We start from the raw sequence: 22,356 nt of genomic DNA, 5'->3' as shown, positions 1-22,356 counted from the left end.
AGTGGCATCACACCGGAAGGAAACACCGTGGCAACAGATCCGTCACCCGCACCCGCCTTCGCCCTCGGGACCTTCTCCCCCGTCGGCGGCGTTCCCTTTCCAGGTCTGGTCACCGGGGAGGACGTCCTCGACCTGCGGACCGCGCCCGGTCTGCGGAGCGCACCGGGCGCGAACCCGCACACACGTGAGCTGCTCGAGCGCTGGAACGAGGTCCTGCCCGTACTGCGCGACCTCGCGGCGGAGGGCACCGGCGCCCGGCACCGGCTCGCGGACCTGCGGGTGCACGCCCCCGTCCAGCCCAGGCAGATCCTGCAGTCGGGGGCCAACTACCGCACCCACGTGATCGACCTGGCCGTCGCCCACGAACCCGAGGACGGGCGCCCCGCCGAGCAGGTGCGGGCCGAGGTCGCGGCCATGATGGACCGCCGGGCCGCCGAGGACCAGCCGTACGTGTTCATCGGCCTGCCCTCCTCGGTGACCGGCCCCTACGACGACGTGGTGATCCCCTCCTGGTGCACCAAGCCCGACTGGGAACTGGAGCTGGCCGCGGTGATCGGCGAACCCGCCTACCGGGTCTCACCGGAGCAGGCCCGGGCACACGTGGCCGCCTACACCATCGCCAACGACGTCACCGCACGCGAACTGGTCTTCCGCCGGGACATGCCCGAGATCGGCACCGACTGGCTGCGCGCCAAGAACGCCCCCACCTTCACCCCCCTGGGCCCGTACCTGGTCCCCGCCGAGTTCGTCACCGACCCCGGCGACCTTCAGGTCACCCTGAGCCTCAACGGTCGGGTGATGCAGGACGAGTCGACCAAGGACATGATCTTCGACGTCACCCACCTGGTCTCCCACATCTCCCAGACCGTCGAACTACTGCCCGGGGACCTGGTCCTGACCGGCAGCCCCGCCGGGAACGGCATGCACTGGGGACGGCTGCTGCGCGCCGGCGACGTCATGGAGGGCGCCATCACCGGCCTGGGCACCCAGCGCAACACCTGCGTGGCGGAGGAGGCGTGATGCTCGACCGCACCGACCCCGAGGGGGCCGTCGCCGAAGCCGCGGCCGCGTACTCCAACTGGGGCCGCTGGGGAGCGGACGACGTCCTGGGCACCGTCAACTTCATCACCCCGGACGAGCGGCGCGCGGCCGCGGAGCTGGTCAACCTCGGCGTGAGCTTCTCGCTGTCCCAGAGCTTCGACATGAACGGCCCGCAGAAGGGCTGGCGGCGCCGGACCAACCCCGTGCACACCATGCTCGACACCGGTGTGGACGCCGCCCGGGGAACCCAGGGCTTCCCGCACGGCATCGGCGGTGCCGACGACGTCGTGTCCATGCCGCTGCAGTGCTCCACCCAGTGGGACGGACTCGGCCACATCTTCGACCACGGCAGGGCGTGGAACGGCCGGGACGCGGCCGAGGTGGTCACCTCCGCGGGCGACCGGATCACCGGGATCGAGCACCTGGCCGCACCCGTGGCGGGGCGGGGCGTGCTGTTGGACGTGGGCCGGGCCCTGGGCGAGGACGGGGAGCTGCCGGACGGCTTCGCCGTCACCGCCGAACACCTGGAGGCCACGGCCCGGGGCCAGGGCGTGGCAGTGGGCCGCGGCGACATCGTGTGCGTGCGGACCGGCCAGCTCACCCGCGCCCGCAGGCAGGGCTGGGGCGACTACGCCGGCGGACCCGCGCCCGGGCTGTCCTTCACCGCCGCCGGATGGCTGCACTCCACCGAGATCGCGGCGATCGCCACCGACACCTGGGGTTTCGAGGTGCGCCCGAACGAGTTCGACGACGCCTTCCAGCCCCTGCACCAGGTCGCCATCCCGCACATCGGCCTGCTCATCGGTGAGATGTGGGACCTGGACGCCCTGGCGGCGCACTGCGCCGCGGACGGAGTCCACGAGTTCTTCCTGACCGCCGCGCCGATCCCGTTCACCGGAGCGGTCGGCTCACCAGTCAACCCCGTCGCCGTCAAGTAGTAAGGGTGCCCCCCATGAAAGCCGTCACCAGCGTCCTGGTCATCGGAGCCGGCACGTCCGGCCTGGCACTGGCCGTCCTGCTCGCCCGCGAGGGCGTGCGGGTGGACGTCGCCGAGATCCGTTCCGACGCCGACACCCTCGGTTCGGGCATCACCGTGCAGGGCAACGCGCTGCGGGTGCTGCGCGAGCTCGGTGTGTGGGAGGAGGTGGCCGAGGCGGGCTTCGCCTTCGACAGCCTGGGCATGCGCGCCCCCGACGGCTCCCTGCTCGCGGAGATCCCCGACGTGCGCACCGGCGGCCCCGACCTGCCCGCGACCGTGGGCATGAACCGCCCCGAACTGGCCGCGATCCTCGACGGGGCGGCCCGGGCCGCCGGGGCCCGGATCCGCCACGGGCTGACCGTGCGCGACCTGACCGAGGGGACCGACGGGGTCGAGGTCCACCTGTCCGACGGCGGATCCGAGCGCTACGACCTGGTCGTGGGGGCGGACGGGATCCGCTCGACCGTGCGCCGCATGATCGGGATCGACACCCGCCCCGAACCCAACGGCATGGGCATCTGGCGTATCCACACCCGCCGACCCGCCGAGGTGGAACGCACCGATCTCGTCTACGGGGGCTCCTGCTTCATCGCGGGCTACTGCCCCACCGGGCCGGACACCATGTACGCCTACCTGGTGGAGGAGGCCCGGGCCCACACCGACCTGACCGAACGCGAGCGGGCCGAGCACATGGCCGCGCTGTCCGAGGGTTACGGCGGTGTCTGGGACCGGATCCGGAGCGACATCGTCTCCTCAGACCGGGTCAACTACACCTGGTTCGAGTCCCTGCTGGTGGAACGCCCGTGGAACCGCGGCCGCGTGGTCCTCATCGGCGACGCCGCGCACGCCTGCCCGCCCACTCTCGCCCAGGGCGCCGCGCAGGGGCTGGAGGACGCCCTGGTCCTGGCCGAACTGGTCCTGGCCGCCGAGACCGTCGACCAGTCCCTGTTCGACGCCTTCATGGACAGGCGCTTCGAGCGCGCCCGCACCGTGGTGGAGTCGTCGGTGACCCTGGCCCGGTGGCAGCTCGACGGGGTACGCGACGCCGACGTCCCGGGCATGATGCGCAAGGTCTCCGCGCTGGTCTCGGAGCTGCCGTGATCATCGACGTACACGCCCACCTGCTGCTGCCCGAGGTGGAGGCCGAGGTCGCCGACCGGCCCGGACACGCCGGACACAGGGCCCTGGACGCCCGGCGCAACGGCGCGGAGGCCCTCAGGACCAGCGGCGCCATGATCGGGGAACGCCTCCCCCGCCTCACCGAGGTCGGCGCCCGGCTGGCCGACATGGACGCAGCCGGGGTGGACGTGCAGGTCGTCAGCCCCTCACCGTCCCACTACCACTACTGGGCGGACCACGGGACGGCCGGACGGGCGCACCGGCTCGCCAACCGGAGCGTGGCCGAGCACTGCGCCCGGGCACCCGAGCGCCTGACCGGCCTGGGCCTGGTACCGCTCCAGCACCCGGACCTGGCGGTGGAACTGCTCGACCACGCCCTGTCCCTCGGCCTCAGGGGAGTGGAGATCTCCTCCCACGCCCCCGGCCGGGAACTGTCCGACCCCGCCTACGAACCGCTGTGGGCACGGGCCGCCGAAACCGGGGCCGTGCTGTTCCTGCACCCCTTCGGCTGCACGCTCGACGAGCGCCTGGACCGCTGGTACCTGTCCAACATCGTCGGCCAGCCCACCGAGAACGCCGTCGCCCTGTCCCACCTGATCTTCTCCGGCGTGCTGGACCGGCACCCCGGCCTGAAGGTCGTGGCGGCCCACGGCGGCGGCTACCTGCCCACCCACCTGGGCCGCGCCGACCACGGCTGGCGGGTGCGCCCCGACGCCCGCGGCTGCGCGGAACCGCCCAGCACCTACCTGCGGAAGCTGTGGTTCGACTCCCTCGTCCACGACCCGGCGGTACTGCGCCACCTGGTCGGGGCCGCGGGCGCCGACCGCGTCGTCCTGGGTTCGGACCACCCCTTCGACATGGGCACCGACACGCCCCTGGGGGCGCTGCGCGAAGCCGGGCTGGACCCGGCCGCCCTCGCCGCGATCGGCGGCGGCAACGCCGCCGCCCTGTTCGACCTGACCACCCCTCCCACCGACAAGGAGCAGACATGAGCGACCGGCTCATCACCCACCTGCGGCACGTCGCACTCGCCGTGCCCGACTTCGACAGGCAGCAGAAGTTCTTCACCGACATGTGGAAGCTGACCGAGGCCGAGAAGGACACCGACCTGTCCTTCCTCGCCGCGGAGGGATCCCCCGAGAACTACGTCGTCCGGCTGCGCAGGGCGGAGGAGAAGCGCATCGACCTGGTGTCCTTCGGTGCCGCCTCGCCCGCCGACGTCGACGCGCTCTCCGAACGCCTGGTCAAGGCGGGTGTGCGGATGGTGAGCGAGCCCGGACCCGTGGACACCCCCGGCGGCGGCTACGGCGTCCGCTTCTTCGACGTGGACGGGCGCACCATCGAGGTCTCCGCCGACGTGGCCGTGCGCAAGCACCGCAAGGTGGAGGAGACCGAGTCCGTCCCCGTCCGCCTGTCCCACGTGGTGCTCAACTCCCCGGACCTGGACCGCACCCGCCTGTGGTACGAGAGGCACCTGGGCTTCGCACTTTCCGACACCCTCATGCACCCGCGTATGGGCAGGGTCATGCACTTCATGCGGTGCAACTCCACGCACCACAGCATCGCCATCGCGCAGGGTCCGCACACCTCCCTGCACCACGTCTCGTTCGAGATGCGCGGCATCGACGAGTACATGCGCGGCACCGGGCGCCTGCTGCGCGGAGGCGTCCGCAAGATCTGGGGGCCCGGGCGCCACATGGCGGGCAACAACACGTTCTCCTACTTCATGGACCCGCACGGCAACACCCTGGAGTACACCACCGAGCTGGAGCGCCTGGACGAGGACACCTGGCACCCGCACATGTACGACTTCTCCGACCCCGACGTCACCGACCAGTGGGGCACCGCCAACCCGATGGACGAGTTCGTCGCCAAGGAGTCCTTCAACGACCCCGACCGCGGCTGCTTCATCGCCCCGCCCCTGTAACCCGGATCGGAGCCCCATGAGACTGGCCAGCTACGAGCACGAGGGGGCGCGCCGCTGCGGCGCGGTCGAGGGAGAGGAGGTCCTGCCCTTCCCGGAGGGCACCGGCCTGCTCGACATCGTCGGCGGCGCGCCCGTCCCCGCGACGGGGGCGCCGGTGCCCCTGTCCTCGGTCCGGCTGCTCCCGCCGCTGGAGCCGCCGTCGGTGCGCGACTTCGTCACCTTCGAGGAGCACGTCGAGGGCGTGCGCCGCAGTGTGAGCGGGCAGGCGGGGGTACCGGAGGCCTGGTACGACGCTCCCACCTTCTACTTCACCAACCCGGCCTCACTGGTGGGGGCGCACGAGGACGTACCGGTCCCGCCGGGGTCCTCGGTGCTGGACTACGAACTGGAGGTGGCGGCCGTGGTCGGCCCGCCCGGGGGCGACCTCACCCCGGAGCGGGCCCGCGAGCACATCTTCGGCTACACCGTGTTCAACGACTGGTCGGCACGCGACCTGCAGTCCCGGGAGATGCAGGTGGGGCTCGGCCCCTGCAAGGGCAAGGACGCGGCCGCCACCCTGGGCCCCTGGCTGGTCACCGCGGACGAGCTGGAGCCCTACCGCGACGCGGACGGGTTCCTGCGCCTGGCCCTGACCGCCGAGGTCAACGGCGAGGTGGTCGGCAGCGACCTGCTGTCCAACATGGGCTGGACCTTCGAGGAGATGCTCGCCCACGCCTCGCGGGGCACCCGGGTGCGCACCGGCGACGTCCTCGGTTCGGGCACCTGCGGCAACGGCGGCTGCCTGGCCGAGCTGTGGGGGCGGAACGGACGCCAGGACCCGCCCCCGCTGGCGCCGGGCGACACGGTCACGCTGACCGTGGAGGGCATCGGCACCGTGTCCAACACGGTCGTGCCCGGACGGCGGGTGCCGACCGTACGCGGAGCACGCCGCCGTCCGCGCGAGCGGCCCTGAAGCACGGTCGGCCCTGAACGGGGCGTGTGCCCGGGCGGCTTCCGGCCGCCCGGGGCGGAGCGGACAAGGCGGGCGGCGGACCTGCGCGGGTGCCGCCGGGGAGGTCAGTCGGAACGCGAGGGCACCGGCCCGGTGGACTCGCGCCAGAGCACCCGGTGGAACGGTCCGTCGGCCGGCGGCGGGGCGGTACCCCGGACGGCGCAGACCAGGCGCCGCATCGCGCGGGCGCCCAGCGCCTCCAGGTCAACGTCGACCGTGGTGAGGGAGGGCGGCATACAGGCGCCCACCGGGTCGTTGTCCCAGCCGGTCACACTGAGGTCCGCGGGCACCCGCCAGCCGCGTTCGGCCGCCCCGCGCACCACGCCGGCGGCCACCACGTCGTTGGCCGCGACGACCGCCGTGACACCGCTGTCCGGGGCGAGGGAGCGCACGGCCTCCGTTCCCGAGGCGGCCGACCAGTCGCCCTCGGCCACCCCGTGGGACTGCAGCCCGAACTCCTCCACCGCCCGCAGGTAGGACCGCCTGCGACCGCGGGCGGAGGCGAACTCCCGGGGCCCCGACACGTGCAGGAACCTGCGGTGGCCCGCCCCGGCCAGCCCCTCGACGAGCTCGCGCACGGCGGAACCGTCGGCGATCTCGCCGAGCCCCCGCATCCGGTCGTCGTAGTCGGCCGACACGACCACCGCCGGTCCCCCGCCGGTCCGGCTGCCGCTGTCGGCCGCGACCGGGGCCAGGGCCAGGATGCCCTCCACCTGCCCGGAGTCACGGAGTTCGGCCATCCGTTCGGCACGGGCCGCGGGGCCGCCCTCCAGGCTGAGCACCTCCACGACATAGCCCTCGGCGTGCGCGCTCTCCACCGCACCGGCGATCACCCGGTTGGGGCTGGGGAAGTTCACCCCCGGCAGCAGGATCGCCAGCCGACCGGTCCTGCGGGTGCGCATGGAGCGGGCCACCAGGTTGGGGCGGTAGCCGAGTTCGGTGATCGCCGCCTGGACGCGGACACGGGTCGCCTCCTTGAGACCGGCCCCGCCCGAGCGCAGATACCGCGAGACGGTCTGGTGGGAGACACCGGCCTGGCGTGCGACGTCCACCATGGTCGGTCTCGGCCTCGCCGCGCTCGGCTCTGTCATGGGCCCGTCCTTCTCGCCTGGGGGAGTGTTGACACTGCTCGCGAATGGTCACTACCGTAACGGCACAGAAAAAGTGAACGTTCACTTTATTGTTCCGAGCGAGGAGCCTCCCCATGGCCACTCCCCCCGCACCACCCCCGTCTCCCGCACCGCCGCGACGGGTCGCGGTGGTCGGCTGCGGCGGCATCAGCCGCGGCAGCCACCTGCCGGCCCTGGCCGACCAGCACGGCCGGGCCCGCCTGGTCGCCCTGGTCGACCTGGACGCCGCCCTGCTGGAAACCACCGCCGACGAGTGGGGCGTGCCCGGCCGCTACACCGGCGTCGCGGACATGCTCTGCGCGGAGTCCCCGGACCTGGTCGTCGTGTGCACACCGCCGGCCGCGCACAAGGACACGGTGATCGCGAGCCTGGACGCCGGCGCCTGGGTCTGGTGCGAGAAGCCCCCGGCCCTCTCCCTCGCGGAGTACGACCAGGTCCGCGCGCACGAAGGCGAGCGGGGCCCCTTCGCCTCCTACGTGTTCCAGCAGCGCTTCGGGTCGGGCGCCGAACACCTGCGCTCCCTCGTCGAACGGGGGGTGCTGGGGCGTCCGCTCGTGGGTGTGTGCAACACCCTGTGGTACCGGGACGAGGCCTACTTCGAGGCCCCCTGGCGCGGCCGTTGGGACACCGAGGGCGGCGGCCCGAGCATGGGCCACGGCATCCACCAGATGGACCTGATGTTCTCCCTGCTCGGGGACTGGTCCGAGGTGACCGCCGTCATGAGCACCACCGCGCGCGCCACCCGGACCGAGGACGTGTCGATGGCGATCGTGCGCCTGGAGTCGGGGGCGACCGTGTCGGTGGTCAACAGCCTGCTCTCCCCCCGGGAGACCAGCTACCTGCGCTTCGACTTCGAACACGCCACCGTCGAGTTGGAGCACCTGTACGGCCACGACAACTCGCACTGGCGCTGGACGCCCGCCCCGGACGGCGAACCCTCCCCGGGCACCGGGCCGTGGCCGCCCCCGGCGGACCGGCCGAGTTCCCACCGGCGGCAGCTGGCGGCGCTCCTGGACGCCATGGACCGCGGGCAGCGCCCGCCGGCCAGCGGCCACGACGGCCGCCGAGCACTCGAGCTCGTGGCCGGGATGTACCGCTCCGCGCTGACCGGCACCACCGTACGGCGATCGGAGCTCACCCCGGACGACCCCTTCTACCACGCGATGTACGGGGCGGATCCGACCGCCGCCACCGCAGCCCTGACCCGCCCGGAGGCCACCGCCCATGTCTGACCACCCGCGGATCGTCCGCGACGAGGACGCCCTCACCGTGCTGGTGGGCGACGTCGGGATCGCCCGTTACGTCACCCGCCCCGAAGCTCCCGCCGTCGAGGCCCCCAAGCCCTACCTCCACCCGCTGCGCACCCTGAGCGGAGCCCCCCTGACCGGTTACCGGCCCTGGGACCACCGCTGGCACAAGGGACTCCAGATGACCTGGTCCCACGTGTCGGGGCAGAACTTCTGGGGCGGCCCCACCTTCGTACGCGGCCGGGACTACCAGTGGCTCGACAACGTCGGGAGCATGCGCCACGAAGGGTTCGACACCCTGACCGGGCAGGGCGGGGAGGTGACGGTCACCGAATCGCTGACCTGGGTGAGCTCGGTCGGGGAGCGGTGGGTCGAAGAGACCCGGAGCCACCGCTTCCACTCGGTGGACCACGGCCGGGGCCTGTGGGCGCTGGACTTCTCCACCTCGCTCACCAACCGCCGGGGCCGGGCTCTGGAACTGGGCAGCCCCACCACACACGGGCGGCCGAACGCCGGGTACACCGGGCTCTTCTGGCGCGGCCCGCGCTCCTGGACCGGAGGTGCGGTGACCAGCGCGACCGGCCGGACCGGGGCGGACGTCATGGGAACCGAAGCCGACTGGATCGCCTTCAGCGGGCAGCACGACGGGATCGACGGCGGCGCGACCGTCATCGCCTACGCCGGGACCAGCAGCGGCGCCGTCCCCGTGCGGTGGTTCGTGCGCTCCGAGCCCTTCCCCGTGTTCTGCCCCTCCCCCGCCTTCGCCGAGGAGATCACCCTCGCCCCCGGCGACACCCTCGGCCTGAACCACCGGCTGGTGTTCGTCGACCGGATCTGCACCCCCGACGAGGCCGCCGCGCTCGCGAAGGAGCACACGCCGTGACAGCACCGCGTTTCCCCGGAAGCACCGCCGTCAGCAGGCTGCGGGTGTACGACTGGGAAGCCGAGGACGGGCTGTGCGGGGGCACCCCCCACCTGCACACCGCCTCCTCCGAGGCCTATGTGGTGACCGCCGGGACCGGGCAGGTGCACACCCTCGCCCCCGAGGGGGAGGCCGTGGACGCCCTCTCCCCCGGTTCCCTGCTGTGGTTCGGCCCGGGGACGGTGCACCGGCTGGTCAACTCCGGCGGGCTGGAACTCGTGGTGGTGATGCAGAACTCCGGGCTGCCCGAGGCGGGGGACGCCGTACTGACCTTCCCTGCGGAGGTACTGGCCGACCCCGACAGGTACGCCGAGGCGGTCCGGCTCCCCCGGGACGCGCCGGAGGAACACCTGGCGCAGGCGGCGCGGGCGCGCAGGGACCTGGCGATGCGCGGCTACCTCCACCTCGTCTCGGCGGTGCGCTCCGAGGGGCCAGCCGCACTGGAGGCGTTCCACCGTTCGGCCGCGGCCCTGGTCCGGCCGCAGGTGGACCGTTGGCGGCGGATCTGGGAGGAGAGTGTGGCCCGGGAGACCGAGCGCACCCGGGAACAGCTCACCGACCTGGCCCGGGGAGAGCCCGGGATCATGGGCGAGGCGGCGGTGGCGCGCCCCGAGCCCCACCCCGGCCCGCGCCGTTTCGGCATGTGCGGCCGTCTGCGCACCTGGCAGATGGGCGACCCTCCCGGGTGAGGCCCGGGCGGCCGCGGCCGCCCGGGCTCCGCGCCGTCCCCGTCCCCGGCTCCGGGCCCTCCCGGAGCGCTCGGGCCCCGGGGCCGGGTCCACCGGGTTCAGGGGACGCGGTGGCCCGCGGCGCGGGTCAGCTCGTACCACTCGGGGCGGGTCAGGGGGAGCTCCGACCCCTGGGCCGCCCCGGTCACCCGTTCCGGGGTGGTGGTGCCGAGCACGACCTGCATCCGGGCGGGGTGCCGGGTGATCCACGCGGTGGCGACGGCGGTCGGCGGCACCCCGTACCGCTCGGCGAGGCGGTCGATGACCGCGTTGAGCTCGGCGTACTCGGGCGAGTCCAGGAACACGCCGCTGAAGAAGCCCGCCTGGAACGGCGACCATGCCTGCACGGTGATGTCGTGCAACCGGGCGTGGTCGAGCACCCCGCCGCCGTCCAGGGTGGCCGACTGCGGTTCGCCGACCATGTTCGCGGCCAGCCCCTGCGTGATGATCGGGGCGTGGGTGAGCGAGAGCTGGAGCTGGTTCACCACGATCGGTTGGCGCACGTACCGGCGCAGCAGGTCGACCTGGCGGGGCGTGTGGTTGGAGACCCCGAAGGCGCGCACCTTCCCGGCCGACTCCAGGTCGTCGAAGGCTCGGGCGACCTCCTCGGGTTCGACGAGCGCGTCGGGCCGGTGCAGCAGCAGGAGGTCGACGTAGTCGGTGCCCAGGGCGCGCAGCGAGCCCTCGACCGAGGCGACGATGTGTTCGTGGGAGTGGTCGAAGTAGGGCCCCTCCGGGACGATGCCCGCCTTGGTCTGGATGGTGAGGGCGTCGCGTTCGGCCGGGGTCAGCCGCATCGCCTCGGCGAAGCGGCGTTCGCAGGCGTGCGTCGTCGGCCCGTAGATGTCGGCGTGGTCGACGAAGTCGACGCCCGCCTCGCGGGCGGCGCGTACCAGGGCACGGATCTGGTCGTCGGACTTGTCGGCGATGCGCATCAGGCCGAGCACGACGTTGGGGGCGGTGATGTCCGTCCCGGGCAGGGTGAAGGTCTTCACGGTCTTCCTTCCGGTCGGGCGCTCACGTTAGAGGCCGGGCGGAGGCAAGTCCAACAGGCGGACGCCGGTCCGCGGACCCGGTGGTGGCCGCCGCGGACGCGGCGGCCACCACCGGGCTCCGTTCCCGGCCCGCCCCCGGTCGCGGGGACCGGGCCCGGCGGCGGGGCCGCGCCTACTTCACGGCGCCCATGGAGAGCCCGCGCACCAGCTGGCGCTGGGCCGTCCAGCCGATCACCACGATGGGCAGCGAGGCCATGACCACGGCCGCCGACAACTGCGCCACGAACAGTCCCTCACTGGTGATGAACCCGGTCAGGAACACCGGGACCGTGGCGGCCCGGGCCGCGGTCAGGTTCACCGCAAAGAAGAACTCGTTCCACGCGAAGATCATGCAGATCAGGGCGGTGGCCGCGATGCCCGGCGCCATGATCGGCACCATCACCGACCACAGCACCCGGGGCAGTCCCGCGCCCTCCATCCGGGCGGCCTCCACCAGCGCCTTGGGCACCTCCAGGAAGAACGAGCGCAGCATCCACACCGCGATGGGCAGGTTCATCGCCGTGTACAGCACGACCAGGGTCCACACGTTGTCCAGCATCGACAGGTGTGCGGCGGCGACGTAGATCGGCACCACGACAGCCACGACCGGCAGCATCTTGGTCGAGATGAAGAAGAACAGCACGTCCTGGGTACGTTTGACCGGGGCCACCGACAGCGCGTAGGCGGCGGGCAGGCCCAGCAGCAGCACCAGCAGCGTGGACGCCAGGGTGGCGACCGCAGAGTTGCCCAGGTACGGCAGGAAGTCCGCCCCCAGCACCGCGGCGAACCGGTCCAGGGTGGGTTGGAAGAAGAGCGTCGGAGGGTCGGTCGCGGCCTGGTTCTCCTCCTTGAACGCCGTCAGCACCAGCCACAGCACCGGGGAGACGAACAGCAGGCCGATGAGCCAGGTGAGGGCGGTCAGGACGGGACCGCCCGCACCGGCTGCGGAGCGGCGCCGACGGTGCGGCGCCCGGGCGGGGGCCGGAGCCGTGTCCGCCGTGTGTTCGGGGGCTGGGGCGGTCACGAGTGCGCCTCCTGTGCGTTCATGAACGTGCGGAAGATCAGTCGCAGGGCCAGCATCGCCACGATGATGGTGCCGACCACCACCACGACGCCCATCGCCGCCGACTGGCCGATGTCGAACCCGAGGAAGGTCCGCTGGTAGACGTAGAAGGGCAGGTTGGCGCTGGCGGTGCCGGGGCCGCCCTGGGTCATCATGTAGATGGTGTCGAAGGTGTTGACCACGTACACCGACCCCAGCAGCACCCCCAGTTCGATGTAGCGGCGCAGGTGCGGCAGGGTGATCCAGAGGAAGATCTGCCACTTGGACGCGCCGTCGACCTGGGCCGCCTCCAACGCGTCGGTGTTCTGGCTCTGCAGCCCCGCCAGCACCAGCAGCATCATGAACGGCGTCCACTGCCACACCAGTGCGACCACCACCGACGCCACCGGCATCTGCGAGACCCAGTCGAAGGTGTCCACGCCCAGCGGCGAGAGCACGAAGTTGACCAGGCCGAAGACCGGCTCGAACATGATGTGCTTCCACAGCAGCGCCGTGGCCACCGGCAGTACCAGGAACGGGGTGATGACGAGCGTGCGCACCACGCCCTGCCCCCAGAACCCCCGGTCCAGCAGCAGGGCCAGCCCGAGGCCGAGCAGCATCGCCGCCACCACGCAGGACGCGGTGATGAGCACGGTGTTGGCCGCGGCGCCGAGGAACTGGCGGTCGGTGAAGACCGCCGCGTAGTTGGCCAGACCGACCCATGCCTGGGAGTCGGGACGCAGCAGGTTCCACGACCGGAGCGAGTACACGACGGTCGCCAGGAACGGCAGCTGGGTGACGACCAGCATGAACACCAGCGCGGGCAGCAGTGGTGCCCGGCGCGCCCATCCGGCGGCGCGTCCGCCGCGCCTGGCCGGAGCGGACCGCGCCGGTTTCGCGGGCGCCTCGGGCGGCGGTGCTGTCGCCGTACTCATCGGCCTTCCTCCTTGTAGGTGTCGCCGACGACCTCGGCGTACTCCTGGCTCTGCGCGAGCGCCTCCTCGACGGTGATCCGTCCGGCCACGGCCGCGCTGAGCTGCTGGCTGACCCTGGTGCCCAGGTCCTGGAACTCGGGGATGGCGAGGAAGCCGATGCCCTCGTAGGGCACCGGGCGCGTGCCCGGGTTCTGCGGGTCGGCCCCCTCGATGCCCTGGAGCATGGGTTCGGCGTAGGCCTGCGCGGCCTCCTGGTACTCGGGGACCTCGAAGGTGGAGAGCCGGTTGCCCGGCGGGACCCGCTGCCAGCCGTACTCCTCGGCGACCGTGCGCACGTAGTCCCGGTCGGTCATCCACTCCAGGAAGGCCCAGGCCTCGTCCTTGTGCTCGGAGGTGGCGGGGATCCCCAGGGTCCAGGCGTAGAGCCAGCCGCCGTAGTCGCTCTCGGCCACCGGGGCCGGCGCGTAGCCGTTGAGCCCGGCCACGGTGGCGGTGCTGTCGTCCTCGATGGTGCTGACCATGGAGGTGGAGTCGTAGAACATGGCGGCCCGCCCCTGGGCGTAGTGGTTCAGGCAGTCCCCGAAGCCGCTGTTGGCGGCGCCCGGCTGGCCGTGCTCGCGGACCAGGTCCACGTAGAAGTCGGCCGTGCGCCGGAACTCGGGTGAGTCGAGTTCGGCGTTCCACTCCTGGTCGTACCAGCGCCCGCCGAAGGTGTTGAGGATGCTGTTGAACGGGCTGAGGACCTCGCCCCAGCCAGCGAGGCCGCGCAGGCAGATCCCGGAGACGCCGGGTTCGACCCCGTCGAGTTCGGCGGCGAGCTCGGCGACCTCGTCCCAGGTGGGTTCGGCGGGCATCTCGACACCGGCCTGTTCGAACAGGTCCGTGCGGTAGGCGAGGAAGGAGGACTCCCCGTAGAAGGGAACCGAGTACATGTCGCCCTCCAGGGACAGGTCCTCCCGCAGGGAGGGGATGAAGTCCTCGTGGTCGTAGTCCGCGGAGGCGTCGATGAAGGGTTGCAGGTTCTCCAGCCAGCCGTACTCGGCCCACTGGCGGGTCTCGTAGTTACTGATCATGACCGCGTCGAACTCTCCCCCGCCGGTCGCCACGGAGGTGGTGATCTTGGCGCGGGCCTCGTTCTCGGGCAGGGACACGAAGTCGACCTCGATGCCGGGGTGCTCCGCGCGGAACTGCGACTGCAGGGAGACGGCGTCCTGCATCTGCGGGTTGGAGACGATGGCGACGGTCAGCCGGACCGTTTCGTCGTCGGAGCCGGTGGCGCCCGCTCCGGCGCAGCCGGTGAGCAGCAGCCCGGCGAGGGCCAGTGCGGAGGCGGCGGTGGTGCGGGGGGCGGTGACTCGGGGGACGGTGGTGCGCACAGTGCTGCACTCCCTGTTCAGGCGGAGGTGTCGGGGACGACCTGGATCTTCACCCCGGCGCCCGAGCGCATCATGGCCAGCGCCTCGGGGAACTTCTCCAGCGGCAGGGCGTCGGTGAGCAGCGGGGCCGTCCGCAGCTCCCCGGAGGCGAGGAGGTCGACCGCCGCGCCGTAGCTGTTCAGCACGGCCATGGAGCCCACGACGGTGATCTCGTCGTTGTAGATGCGGAACGGCGACAGCGAGACCCGGGCGGCCTCGTCGGCGACACCGAAGACCAGCAGGCGCCCTCCCCTGCGCAGGGAGGTGAACGCGGCCTCGATGGCCTGGGGGGAGCCGGTGACGTCCACGGCGGCGTCGAAGCCCTCGCCGCCGGCTTCGGCGGCGTCGGTCGAGGTGGCCTCGGCGCCCAGGTCGGCGGCCAGGGCCAGGCGGCGGGTGTTGCGGTCGACCACGGTGACGCGCGCCCCGGAACGCTGGAGCAGCTGCTGCAGGAGCAGGCCCATGGTTCCCGCGCCCACCACCAGGAAGCGTTCGCCGACCTCGACGCCGATGCGCCGGACGCCGTGGACCGCGCAGGAGAGCGGTTCCACGAGTGCGCCCTCGCGCATGCTCATCGAGTCGGGGATGCGGTGGCAGTTGACGGCGGGGACCGCCACGTACTCGGCGAACGCCCCGTCGACGGTGTCGCCGATCGCCCCCCAGTTGGCGCACAGGTTGCCGCGCCCGGCACGGCAGTACCCGCAGTGCCCGCAGAACAGCGAGGGGTCCACGGCCACCCGGTCGCCCGGGCGCAGCTGGCCGGGGGCCCTGTCGCCGACGGCGGTCACCGTTCCGGCGAACTCGTGGCCGGGCACCAGCGGGTAGGGGCTGGGCGGGAACTCCCCGTCGGCGATGTGCAGGTCGGTTCCGCAGATCCCGCAGGCGCCGACCCGGACCACGACGCCGTCCGGGGCGGGTTCGGGCTCTGGTCGGTCGCCCACGGTGAGGGAGCCCGGTTCGGTGATGATGGCGGCGCGCACGGTTGGAACCCTTCCGAAAGATTCAGGTGCTCGTTTGAGCGACCTGTGTCACATATGTCGGTTCATTGAAGACCCAACCGAAACACCGTGTCAATGGGCTGAGCACAATCGAGTACACTCCTGCCCATATGAGCGATCGGCGTAGTGAGACAGCGGCCCCGAACGGTCCCGCGGAGATGGTGCGGCTCGCCGCGATCGCCCGCAGGTTCTACCTGGAGGGGCGGTCGAAGGTGGAGATCGCCGAGGAGTTCGGGCTGAGCAGGTTCAAGATCGCCCGGGACCTGGACGCGGCCCGGGCCAGCGGGATCGTGCGCATCGACATCCGGCTTCTGGCGCGGTTGGCCGGGGAACTGTCCGAGCGCCTGCGCGAGGCCTTCGGGCTGCGCAGGGCGATCGTCGTGGACACACTGGAGGACCCCCTGGAGACGCGCCGGGCGCTGGGGTCGGTGACGGCCCGGCTGCTGGCGGAGATCGTGCGCCCGGACGAGGTGCTGGGGCTCGCCTGGAGCCGAAGCCTGCAGGCGATGGGCACCGAGGTGGTCGAGTTGCCCCGGTGCACGGTGGTCCAGTTGAACGGGGTGCTCTCGGAGCACACCGAGGCGGGCGGGTCGGTGGAGACGGTGCGCCGGGTGGCGGACCTGTCGGGCGGCCCGGCGTACCCGATCTACGCGCCGCTCATCCTGCCGGACGCCGCGACCGCGGCGACACTGCGGGACGATCCGGGCATCGCGGCGGCGTTCGCGCTCTTCGACCGGCTGACGACCGCGGTGGTGGCCATCGGCGGCTGGGACGAGCGCAACTCGACCGTCTACCAGGCCCTGTCCCCCCGGGACCGGGAGCGCTACAGCCGGATGGGCGTGTGCGCGGAACTGTCCGCCCAGCTCTTCGACGCGCAGGGGCGGCAGGTGCACAGCGACCTGGACGAACGGGTGATCAGCATCAGCGCGGAGCGGCTGCGCGAGGTCCCGGAGGTGGTGGCGGTCGCCGGGGCCGGGGACGAGGCCAAGGCCGTGGCGATCGGTGCGGCGCTCCGGAGCGGCCTGGTGTCGACGCTGGTGACCGACAGCGCGGTGGCCGAGGTCCTGCTGGACCGCCGGACGGAGGGCGAGTCAGGAGCCCCGGATCTGCGGTGACCACGAAGAAGATCACGCTCCACCCCTTGCCCGACCGCTTAACTAAACGTAAGGTAACTTTCCAATACCAGGGGTCACCGACTCGGAACACACCGCTGAAGTGACCCGCAGGGAACCCGACTCCGCCCGCAACTCCCCCCGGAGCACGCCATGCGCACCCTGACCTCCGCGACCGCGGTCCTGCTCACCGCGGCCGCCCTCCTCTCCCCCGGGACCGCCTCCGCCGAGGCGACGGCACCGGACGCGTCCGCCGCCGCGGCGGCGCTCGTCTGGTCGGACGAGTTCGACGGACCGCCCGGAGCCGCCCCCGACCCCGCCAACTGGAACCACGAGACCGGAAACCACGGCTGGGGAAACAACGAGCTCCAGAACTACACCGACAGCCGGGCCAACTCCGCCCTGGACGGCAACGGCAACCTGGTGATCACCGCCCGCCAGGAAGCGGACGGTTCCTACACCTCCGCCCGGATGACCACCCAGAACAAGGTCCAACCCCAGTACGGCCGGATCGAGGCACGCATCCAGATCCCGCGCGGCCAGGGCATCTGGCCCGCCTTCTGGATGCTGGGCTCGGACTTCCCGCAGACCCCCTGGCCGCACTCCGGCGAGATCGACATCATGGAGAACATCGGGCGTGAGCCCCACCTGGTGCACGGCAGCCTCCACGGGCCCGGATACTCCGGCGGCAACCCCCTGACCGGCTCGTACATGCACCCGCAGGCGTGGTCCTTCGCCGACACCTTCCACGTCTTCTCCGTGGACTGGCGGCCGGGCTCGGTGACCTGGTCGGTGGACGGCAACGCCTACCAGACCTACACCTGGCAGGACACCGGGGGGAACCCGTGGGTGTACGACCAGCCGTTCTTCATGATCCTCAACGTCGCCGTGGGCGGTAACTGGCCCGGCTACCCGGACGGGAGCACCCAGTTCCCGCAGGAGATGCGGGTCGACTACGTCCGCGTGTACTCGCTGGACTGAGCACAGGCGGGGGTGTTCGGCCGAACACCCCCGCCGCCACGGGCGCCCGCGCCCACCGCCCCCGGGCCGTCACCGCCTGCGGGGCGCCCCGCGTGCGTGGTTCCAGCCTCAGCCGTTCCACCGGAACCGGAGCCGGTGGACCAACGGTCCCGCCCCCGTTCGGTCCACACCCCACAGAATGTTCGCCACCTCCGCCGGCCGTCCCCGTCGGCCCGACGCCCCCGCTGTCCCGGACGGCGTCGACTCCCTCCGTGCCCGGCCGGACGCGGAGGGACACGGAGGGGCCTGGATTCAGTTCTCGCGTCGAGCAGCCCAGACAGAGCGCTCGGTCCGCATGACCAGGTCCGCGCGGCCCAGGAGGCTGTGCGGACCCCCGGTGTCGAGCAGCCGGTCCAGCGCGGCGAGGTCCTCGGCGGACAGTGTGTGGGCGACGCCGTGCCGGATACGCCGCAGGCCACTGAGGGCGTACGCGCCGACCGACGCGTTCCCCGCACCCTCCACGCGCACGGCGACCGTGCGTTCGCCCTGGAGGGTGAACCCGGCGGTGACCAGCTTCGGCCCCCAGTCGGCACCGCGGTGGGACACCTGCGCGGCATGCATCCGGTCACTCGCGGCGTGGCAGCGCTCCTCCAGACCGGGCCGCTCCTCCGGGGCGCCCTCGGGCAGGAAACGCGGGAAACCGGCCAGTTCCACCACCGCGAAGAGGCCGCCGGGCGCGAGCAGGCCGTGCACCTTGCGCAGGGCGCGGTCGGGCTCGGCCATGTGGTGCATCGAGGCCGAGGCCCACACCAGGTCCGGTGTGCCGAGATCGGGCCATTCTTCCTGGTCGAGGTCGGCCCGCACGGTGCGCACGCGCTCCTGCAGCCCCTCGGCACGGGCCCTCTCCCGCAGGCGCTGAAGGTGCTCGTCCGAGGAGTCGACGGCGGTGACGTGTGCCTGCGGGAAGCGTGCCAGGAGCGCGAAGGTCCCGGCTCCGGTTCCGCAACCCAGGTCGACGATCTCGCGCGGAGCGGTCCGCAGGGGCAGCCAGGCGGTGATGGCGTCGGTGTACTCGGTGACGACCTCCGCGTCCAGGTCGAGGATCTCCGTCTGGGAGTCGACGGCCTCGTGGTGACGGTGTCCGTGCCGCACGTCGGGGCGGGGCGTGTCCTGGTGTGTGTGGTTCATACGGCCACGCTAGACGCGTTATGCGCGTATAGCACAGGATCTTTCGCCAAATGCAAGACAATGGCCGTGCTCACTGCCGCACACGCAAGAGCGACGGTCGCGGGAGGTCACGAAGGGGTGCCTTCGGCCTCTCCCCCACCCCGATGGTGCCCGCGGCGCGCGTCCCGGTCGAAGATCCCCAGGATCTCGCAGGGTCCGCCCTCGGCCCCGATGGCGTGCGGCAGCATCGTCGGGAACTCGGCGGCCTGGTTCGTCCCGACCCGGAAACGCCGGTGGCCCAGCATGAGGACCGCGGTGCCGGAGAGGACCACCAGCCACTCCCTTCCCGGGTGCGCCCGCATTCGCGCGGGGTTGTCAGGCGGCGGCTCGGTGAGCCGTTGCCGCATGACGGTCATCCCGGGATCGGCCTTGATGGGCCAGCGCATCAGACCGTGGGCGCCGTCGACCATCGGACTGATGACGACGTCGTCGGAGGCGGTCTCGACAAGCTGGTCCAGGGTGGTGTCCAACGCGCGGGCGAGAGTCACGAGACTGTCCAGGGCCAGGCGCCGCTGACCGTTCTCGATGCGGCTGAGCGTGGACTGGCTCAGGTGGGTGCGTTCGGCCAACTCCTCCAGGGACCAGCCCTGGGCCACCCGCAGGGCGCGGAGGCGTTTGCGCACCAGGCCGTCCACGTCGCCGTCTTCTCGCGTCATGAGCAGGATGCTACGCCCTTCGTGCGAGGCGGGGGCGGCCTCGCGTCCGACTGGACCGGCCGGGGTCCACACTCAGCAGTTACCCGGTCGGGGCCGAGAACCCGGTGCAGACGAGCCTGTCCGATTCCGGGCGTCCGGCCGGTCGGTCCCGGGGCCTTTGGCCCTGGCGGTGTTCTCACCGGTGCGGATAGCCTGATCGGGCCGACATGGAGACGGACCCCGCCAACTCCTCTGGCGGGGTCCGGTTCACCCTGCGGCGACAACGCTAGGTGCGCCCCGCGGTGGCGAGGAACGCCGTCCATTCTTCGTTGGGCATCTCCAGGTGGCCCAGGGCACGGTTCTGCGTGTCACGCACGAGGACACGGACATCAGCGATATCGCCGCGCGCCTCCACACAGTTGCCGCCCTCACCGTTGCTGTAGCTGGACTTCTTCCAACCGTCGGTGATCATGTGATGCTGCCTCGTATCTCTTCCATCCGGGATCGGGACGCGGGCACCGGCAGAGCTGAGCTTCGCAGGTCCGCGAATGTCCGCTCGTAGCTTGCCACGATCTCGGGTTCCTTGAGGGTCATGCCCGTCTTCTGGCCCTCGACGTAGACGAAGGGGTTGCTGTCAGGGGCGGTACTCAGCCTAAATGAACCGCTCAGGCCCACATGGTCCTCGGTGTCCTCGGGGATGACCTGGATGGTGACGCGGGGGCGGTAAGTCAATTCCAGCAGATGGCTGATCTGCTCGGGCATGACCGCGGGGTCGGAGAACCTGCGCAGCAGGACCGATTCGTCCAGAAGAACGGTCATTTTCGGCGGATGGTCGCTTTCCAGAATCTGCTGCCGGTAGATCCTCGCCTGGACGATCTTCTCAATCTGCCCGGGAGGCGTATAAGGGGACGCGATTTGGCTGATAACACGAGCATACCGCTCAACCTGCACGAGACCGGGCACAAGCCCGAGAGCGTACTCGCGGATCTCGATGGCGACCTGCTCGTCTTCGGCGACCTCTCGGAAGTAACCGATCATGCCCGTGGACGAGAAGGCCGCCTCCCAGGCGTTGAGCAGAACCCCGTTGGCGATAAGAGCGTTGTCGATTCGTTCTACTTGTTCGCGCCGCGTCCCTTTCTTCCCTGATTCCAGGTCACTGACGGTGCTCTGGGCGATGACGGCGGCCTTGGCGAGTTCCTGCTGGGTGAGACCCGACTGACCTCGGTACTTCTTGAGCAGCTTACCGAAACGTTCCCGTGCAGCATCGCTTGATCCCACGCCTCACCGCCAATATCGCCGGTCTATCAGTTTGAATAGCTCAGCATACAAATACGAACGTTCTGGGCGATGAATATGGACCAAGCCGCGGACACGGTGGAAGAGTCCGTACCGACACCTGAGGGTGTCGGTACCGCCACGGGGAGCACCTCCCCGGTGCGAGGCCAGCAGTCGGCGGGGGTCGAAACGATCGGCCGCCGCACCGGGGCACAGGGGGACGGCCGCAGCAGAGCGCCCCGCCCGCGCCCGGGCGGTCCGACCGCCGGACAGGAAAAGCCCCGGTGACCGAAGTGGAGAGCGGTCGCCCGGGGCTGTGGCCCCACCCCGAACCACCTGAGGTGAAGACGCATGCAGGATATCGAGGCACGCCCCCAAACACCGGGGACCGGACTCCCGCGCCGCCTCCGGCTGGACCACCCCCACCGACACGGCATCCTCCTCGGCCACCACCGCGAGTACACGGTCCTGGCCGACTGGTTCCACACCGTCACACCCGGCCACGCCACCCGACTGATCCGGGTCGCCCGCATCCTGGCCGGAAACGCCCACCACCACAGCCGCTCCGGGCTGCCCGGCGGCACCGTCCGGATCGTGCTGGACCGGACCCGGCCCCTGCTCCCCCACCTGTACGTCACCGACGACGGCCCCCTGCAGGAGGACAGCATCGCCTATCCCCGCCTGGAGAAGCGGGCCCCCGGAAGTGGGCTGGCCCTCGTCGAGAGACTGTCGGTGTACTGGGACTTCTCCTGGGACTGGGACGGCGCCCGTATCCGCGCCACCACCGTGCAGGTCGTGTTCGACCTGACCGCCCTCGGGATGGCCCCCGGATGAGACAACCGGGGGCCACGCCGAGCTGGACCGGTGGTCAGGGCATTTCAGGGAGTGCCCTGAGCGCGCCGGCGAACTGTGCGGGGCGTTCGACCGGGCCGATCTGGCAACGCGGGGGTGGGTGGTTCGGGTGCGGTGTTGGCATAACCGTCGAACCAGGCACCGGTGTGGCGGAGATCGTGCGGCTCTACGTCGACGGGGAGACACACGACCTGTCACTGCTCATGTGGGAGCAGGCCGTGCGAGAGAAGCGGAGCGACTTCACGAAGCGGTGGGAGATCCCCAACGTTTCCACGGTGGTTTCGGAACTGCGCGAGCGGCTGCTGGAACGCTCACTCGCGACCGCCTGCCCCCGCCCCACCGTGTCAGCGAAGGAGTGAGACTGGTCTCTCCCTACGTTCCACCTGGTCCTCAGCTACTCATCCACCACATTGATCAGACCATCGAACCGTCTGGGATGTACCGCCAACACTTCGCCGAACTGCTGCCCGCCCTCGTCCACCATCTCCTCCCGATGGACTACGAGCTGATCATCACTCATTTTGTGCAGGCATCCGTGGATGACGTGGTGCACTCTCTCAGCATCCAATACAAAGGCAGCGCGGCTGCGTCTGCCCATTATCGGATACGTGGGGAACTCTTGGAGTTGTCCACGTGCTTCCACACTGGGAATCTCGTTGTCCTCGAAGTGAAAGGGCGGCCTCTTCACCACGCCTTCCATGCTGACGGACCGTCTCCGGCGCGGGTCACCCCACGGCCAAGGCTGTGGCTGGAAACGGCTGCAGGATGATCTGCAGAAACAGCCCCG

At 71.3% G+C, this 22,356-nt stretch carries 24 protein-coding genes; 13 read left to right on the top strand and 11 right to left on the bottom strand.

The genetic code is table 11. The annotated features are described in order from the left end of the window. Window positions 1-27: 27 nt before the first annotated feature. Genes IE195_RS08565 through IE195_RS08540 form a run of 6 tightly spaced genes read left to right on the top strand, consistent with a single transcriptional unit; the run spans window position 28 to window position 6,018 of the window. Entirely contained in the window at window positions 28-1,020 is a 993-nt protein-coding gene (locus tag IE195_RS08565; RefSeq protein WP_191269359.1) for a fumarylacetoacetate hydrolase family protein, read from the top strand. Further along, complete coding sequence (locus tag IE195_RS08560) at window positions 1,020-1,979, top strand: cyclase family protein (protein ID WP_225942448.1); 960 nt, start codon at window positions 1,020-1,022, stop codon at window positions 1,977-1,979. The genes IE195_RS08565 and IE195_RS08560 overlap by 1 nt, the downstream gene beginning before the upstream one ends. A 14-nt stretch (window positions 1,980-1,993) precedes the next feature. Further along, entirely contained in the window at window positions 1,994-3,121 is a 1,128-nt protein-coding gene (locus IE195_RS08555) for an FAD-dependent monooxygenase (protein ID WP_191269355.1), read from the top strand. After that, window positions 3,118-4,131 carry an amidohydrolase family protein gene (locus IE195_RS08550; protein WP_191269354.1) on the top strand — a complete coding sequence of 338 codons (1,014 nt, stop codon included), beginning with the start codon at window positions 3,118-3,120 and terminating at the stop codon, window positions 4,129-4,131. The genes IE195_RS08555 and IE195_RS08550 overlap by 4 nt, the downstream gene beginning before the upstream one ends. Further along, on the top strand, window positions 4,128-5,066 hold the full coding sequence (locus IE195_RS08545) for a VOC family protein (protein ID WP_191269352.1): 939 nt from the start codon (window positions 4,128-4,130) through the stop codon (window positions 5,064-5,066). Before IE195_RS08550 ends, IE195_RS08545 begins: the two co-directional genes overlap by 4 nt. 16 nt (window positions 5,067-5,082) lie before the next feature. Then, window positions 5,083-6,018 (top strand): fumarylacetoacetate hydrolase family protein, encoded by a 936-nt coding sequence (locus IE195_RS08540; RefSeq protein WP_191269350.1) that lies wholly within the window; start codon window positions 5,083-5,085, stop codon window positions 6,016-6,018. A 104-nt stretch (window positions 6,019-6,122) separates the two neighbouring features. Here the strand turns inward: IE195_RS08540 and IE195_RS08535 are convergent, their stop codons facing one another. Beyond that, the gene (locus IE195_RS08535) at window positions 6,123-7,148 is read right to left on the bottom strand and encodes a LacI family DNA-binding transcriptional regulator (protein WP_191269348.1); all 1,026 of its coding nucleotides are present in this window, start codon (window positions 7,146-7,148) and stop codon (window positions 6,123-6,125) included. Between the two features lie 113 nt (window positions 7,149-7,261). Between IE195_RS08535 and IE195_RS08530 the strand changes: the two genes are divergently transcribed. Genes IE195_RS08530 through IE195_RS08520 form a run of 3 tightly spaced genes read left to right on the top strand, consistent with a single transcriptional unit; the run spans window position 7,262 to window position 10,045 of the window. After that, the gene (locus IE195_RS08530; RefSeq protein WP_191269346.1) at window positions 7,262-8,419 is read left to right on the top strand and encodes a Gfo/Idh/MocA family protein; all 1,158 of its coding nucleotides are present in this window, start codon (window positions 7,262-7,264) and stop codon (window positions 8,417-8,419) included. Next, on the top strand, window positions 8,412-9,317 hold the full coding sequence (locus IE195_RS08525; protein ID WP_191269344.1) for a DUF6807 domain-containing protein: 906 nt from the start codon (window positions 8,412-8,414) through the stop codon (window positions 9,315-9,317). The genes IE195_RS08530 and IE195_RS08525 overlap by 8 nt, the downstream gene beginning before the upstream one ends. Further along, the gene (locus IE195_RS08520) at window positions 9,314-10,045 is read left to right on the top strand and encodes a cupin domain-containing protein (RefSeq protein ID WP_191269342.1); all 732 of its coding nucleotides are present in this window, start codon (window positions 9,314-9,316) and stop codon (window positions 10,043-10,045) included. The genes IE195_RS08525 and IE195_RS08520 overlap by 4 nt, the downstream gene beginning before the upstream one ends. A gap of 98 nt (window positions 10,046-10,143) precedes the next feature. Here the strand turns inward: IE195_RS08520 and IE195_RS08515 are convergent, their stop codons facing one another. From IE195_RS08515 to IE195_RS08495, 5 genes are all read right to left on the bottom strand, one after another. Beyond that, a complete protein-coding gene (locus tag IE195_RS08515; protein ID WP_191269340.1) occupies window positions 10,144-11,079 on the bottom strand; it encodes an aldo/keto reductase in 936 nt (311 codons plus the stop codon). A 172-nt stretch (window positions 11,080-11,251) separates the two neighbouring features. Continuing rightward, window positions 11,252-12,142 carry a carbohydrate ABC transporter permease gene (locus IE195_RS08510; protein WP_191269338.1) on the bottom strand — a complete coding sequence of 297 codons (891 nt, stop codon included), beginning with the start codon at window positions 12,140-12,142 and terminating at the stop codon, window positions 11,252-11,254. Continuing rightward, entirely contained in the window at window positions 12,139-13,095 is a 957-nt protein-coding gene (locus IE195_RS08505; RefSeq protein WP_191269336.1) for a carbohydrate ABC transporter permease, read from the bottom strand. Before IE195_RS08505 ends, IE195_RS08510 begins: the two co-directional genes overlap by 4 nt. Continuing rightward, window positions 13,092-14,471 carry an ABC transporter substrate-binding protein gene (locus IE195_RS08500; RefSeq protein ID WP_373295643.1) on the bottom strand — a complete coding sequence of 460 codons (1,380 nt, stop codon included), beginning with the start codon at window positions 14,469-14,471 and terminating at the stop codon, window positions 13,092-13,094. Before IE195_RS08500 ends, IE195_RS08505 begins: the two co-directional genes overlap by 4 nt. Window positions 14,472-14,488: 17 nt before the next feature. Next, complete coding sequence (locus IE195_RS08495) at window positions 14,489-15,490, bottom strand: zinc-dependent alcohol dehydrogenase family protein (RefSeq protein WP_191269334.1); 1,002 nt, start codon at window positions 15,488-15,490, stop codon at window positions 14,489-14,491. 176 nt (window positions 15,491-15,666) lie between these two features. On the opposite strand from IE195_RS08495, the gene IE195_RS08490 reads away from it, so the two are divergent. Both IE195_RS08490 and IE195_RS08485 read left to right on the top strand, forming a co-directional pair. Continuing rightward, the gene (locus tag IE195_RS08490) at window positions 15,667-16,623 is read left to right on the top strand and encodes a sugar-binding transcriptional regulator (RefSeq protein ID WP_191270452.1); all 957 of its coding nucleotides are present in this window, start codon (window positions 15,667-15,669) and stop codon (window positions 16,621-16,623) included. A gap of 150 nt (window positions 16,624-16,773) precedes the next feature. Further along, on the top strand, window positions 16,774-17,601 hold the full coding sequence (locus IE195_RS08485; RefSeq protein WP_191269332.1) for a glycoside hydrolase family 16 protein: 828 nt from the start codon (window positions 16,774-16,776) through the stop codon (window positions 17,599-17,601). A 291-nt stretch (window positions 17,602-17,892) separates the two neighbouring features. Here the strand turns inward: IE195_RS08485 and IE195_RS08480 are convergent, their stop codons facing one another. From IE195_RS08480 to IE195_RS08465, 4 genes are all read right to left on the bottom strand, one after another. Beyond that, window positions 17,893-18,768, bottom strand: a complete 876-nt coding sequence (locus tag IE195_RS08480) for a class I SAM-dependent methyltransferase (protein WP_191269330.1) — start codon at window positions 18,766-18,768, stop codon at window positions 17,893-17,895. 107 nt (window positions 18,769-18,875) lie between these two features. Further along, window positions 18,876-19,463, bottom strand: a complete 588-nt coding sequence (locus tag IE195_RS08475) for a helix-turn-helix domain-containing protein (RefSeq protein ID WP_191269328.1) — start codon at window positions 19,461-19,463, stop codon at window positions 18,876-18,878. A 265-nt stretch (window positions 19,464-19,728) separates the two neighbouring features. After that, window positions 19,729-19,914, bottom strand: coding sequence for a DUF397 domain-containing protein (locus tag IE195_RS08470; protein WP_191269325.1), 186 nt, complete (start codon window positions 19,912-19,914; stop codon window positions 19,729-19,731). Beyond that, window positions 19,911-20,720: a helix-turn-helix domain-containing protein gene (locus IE195_RS08465; protein WP_191269324.1), complete on the bottom strand. Its 810-nt coding sequence runs from the start codon at window positions 20,718-20,720 to the stop codon at window positions 19,911-19,913. The genes IE195_RS08470 and IE195_RS08465 overlap by 4 nt, the downstream gene beginning before the upstream one ends. Before the next feature lie 348 nt (window positions 20,721-21,068). On the opposite strand from IE195_RS08465, the gene IE195_RS08460 reads away from it, so the two are divergent. Together IE195_RS08460 and IE195_RS08455 are read left to right on the top strand one after the other, a co-directional pair. Further along, window positions 21,069-21,551 carry an ATP-binding protein gene (locus IE195_RS08460; RefSeq protein ID WP_191269322.1) on the top strand — a complete coding sequence of 161 codons (483 nt, stop codon included), beginning with the start codon at window positions 21,069-21,071 and terminating at the stop codon, window positions 21,549-21,551. Window positions 21,552-21,715: 164 nt separating this feature from the next. Continuing rightward, window positions 21,716-21,928, top strand: a complete 213-nt coding sequence (locus tag IE195_RS08455) for a hypothetical protein (protein ID WP_191269320.1) — start codon at window positions 21,716-21,718, stop codon at window positions 21,926-21,928. 35 nt (window positions 21,929-21,963) lie between these two features. Here IE195_RS08455 and IE195_RS08450 read toward each other — a convergent pair whose 3' ends face one another. After that, a complete protein-coding gene (locus IE195_RS08450) occupies window positions 21,964-22,269 on the bottom strand; it encodes a hypothetical protein (protein WP_191269318.1) in 306 nt (101 codons plus the stop codon). Between the last annotated feature and the right edge of the window lie 87 nt (window positions 22,270-22,356).

It is taken from the genome of Nocardiopsis terrae, assembly GCF_014651695.1.
Taxonomy (GTDB): Bacteria; Actinomycetota; Actinomycetes; order Streptosporangiales; family Streptosporangiaceae; genus Nocardiopsis; species Nocardiopsis terrae.
This window is presented reverse-complemented; position numbering and strand designations above follow the sequence as displayed.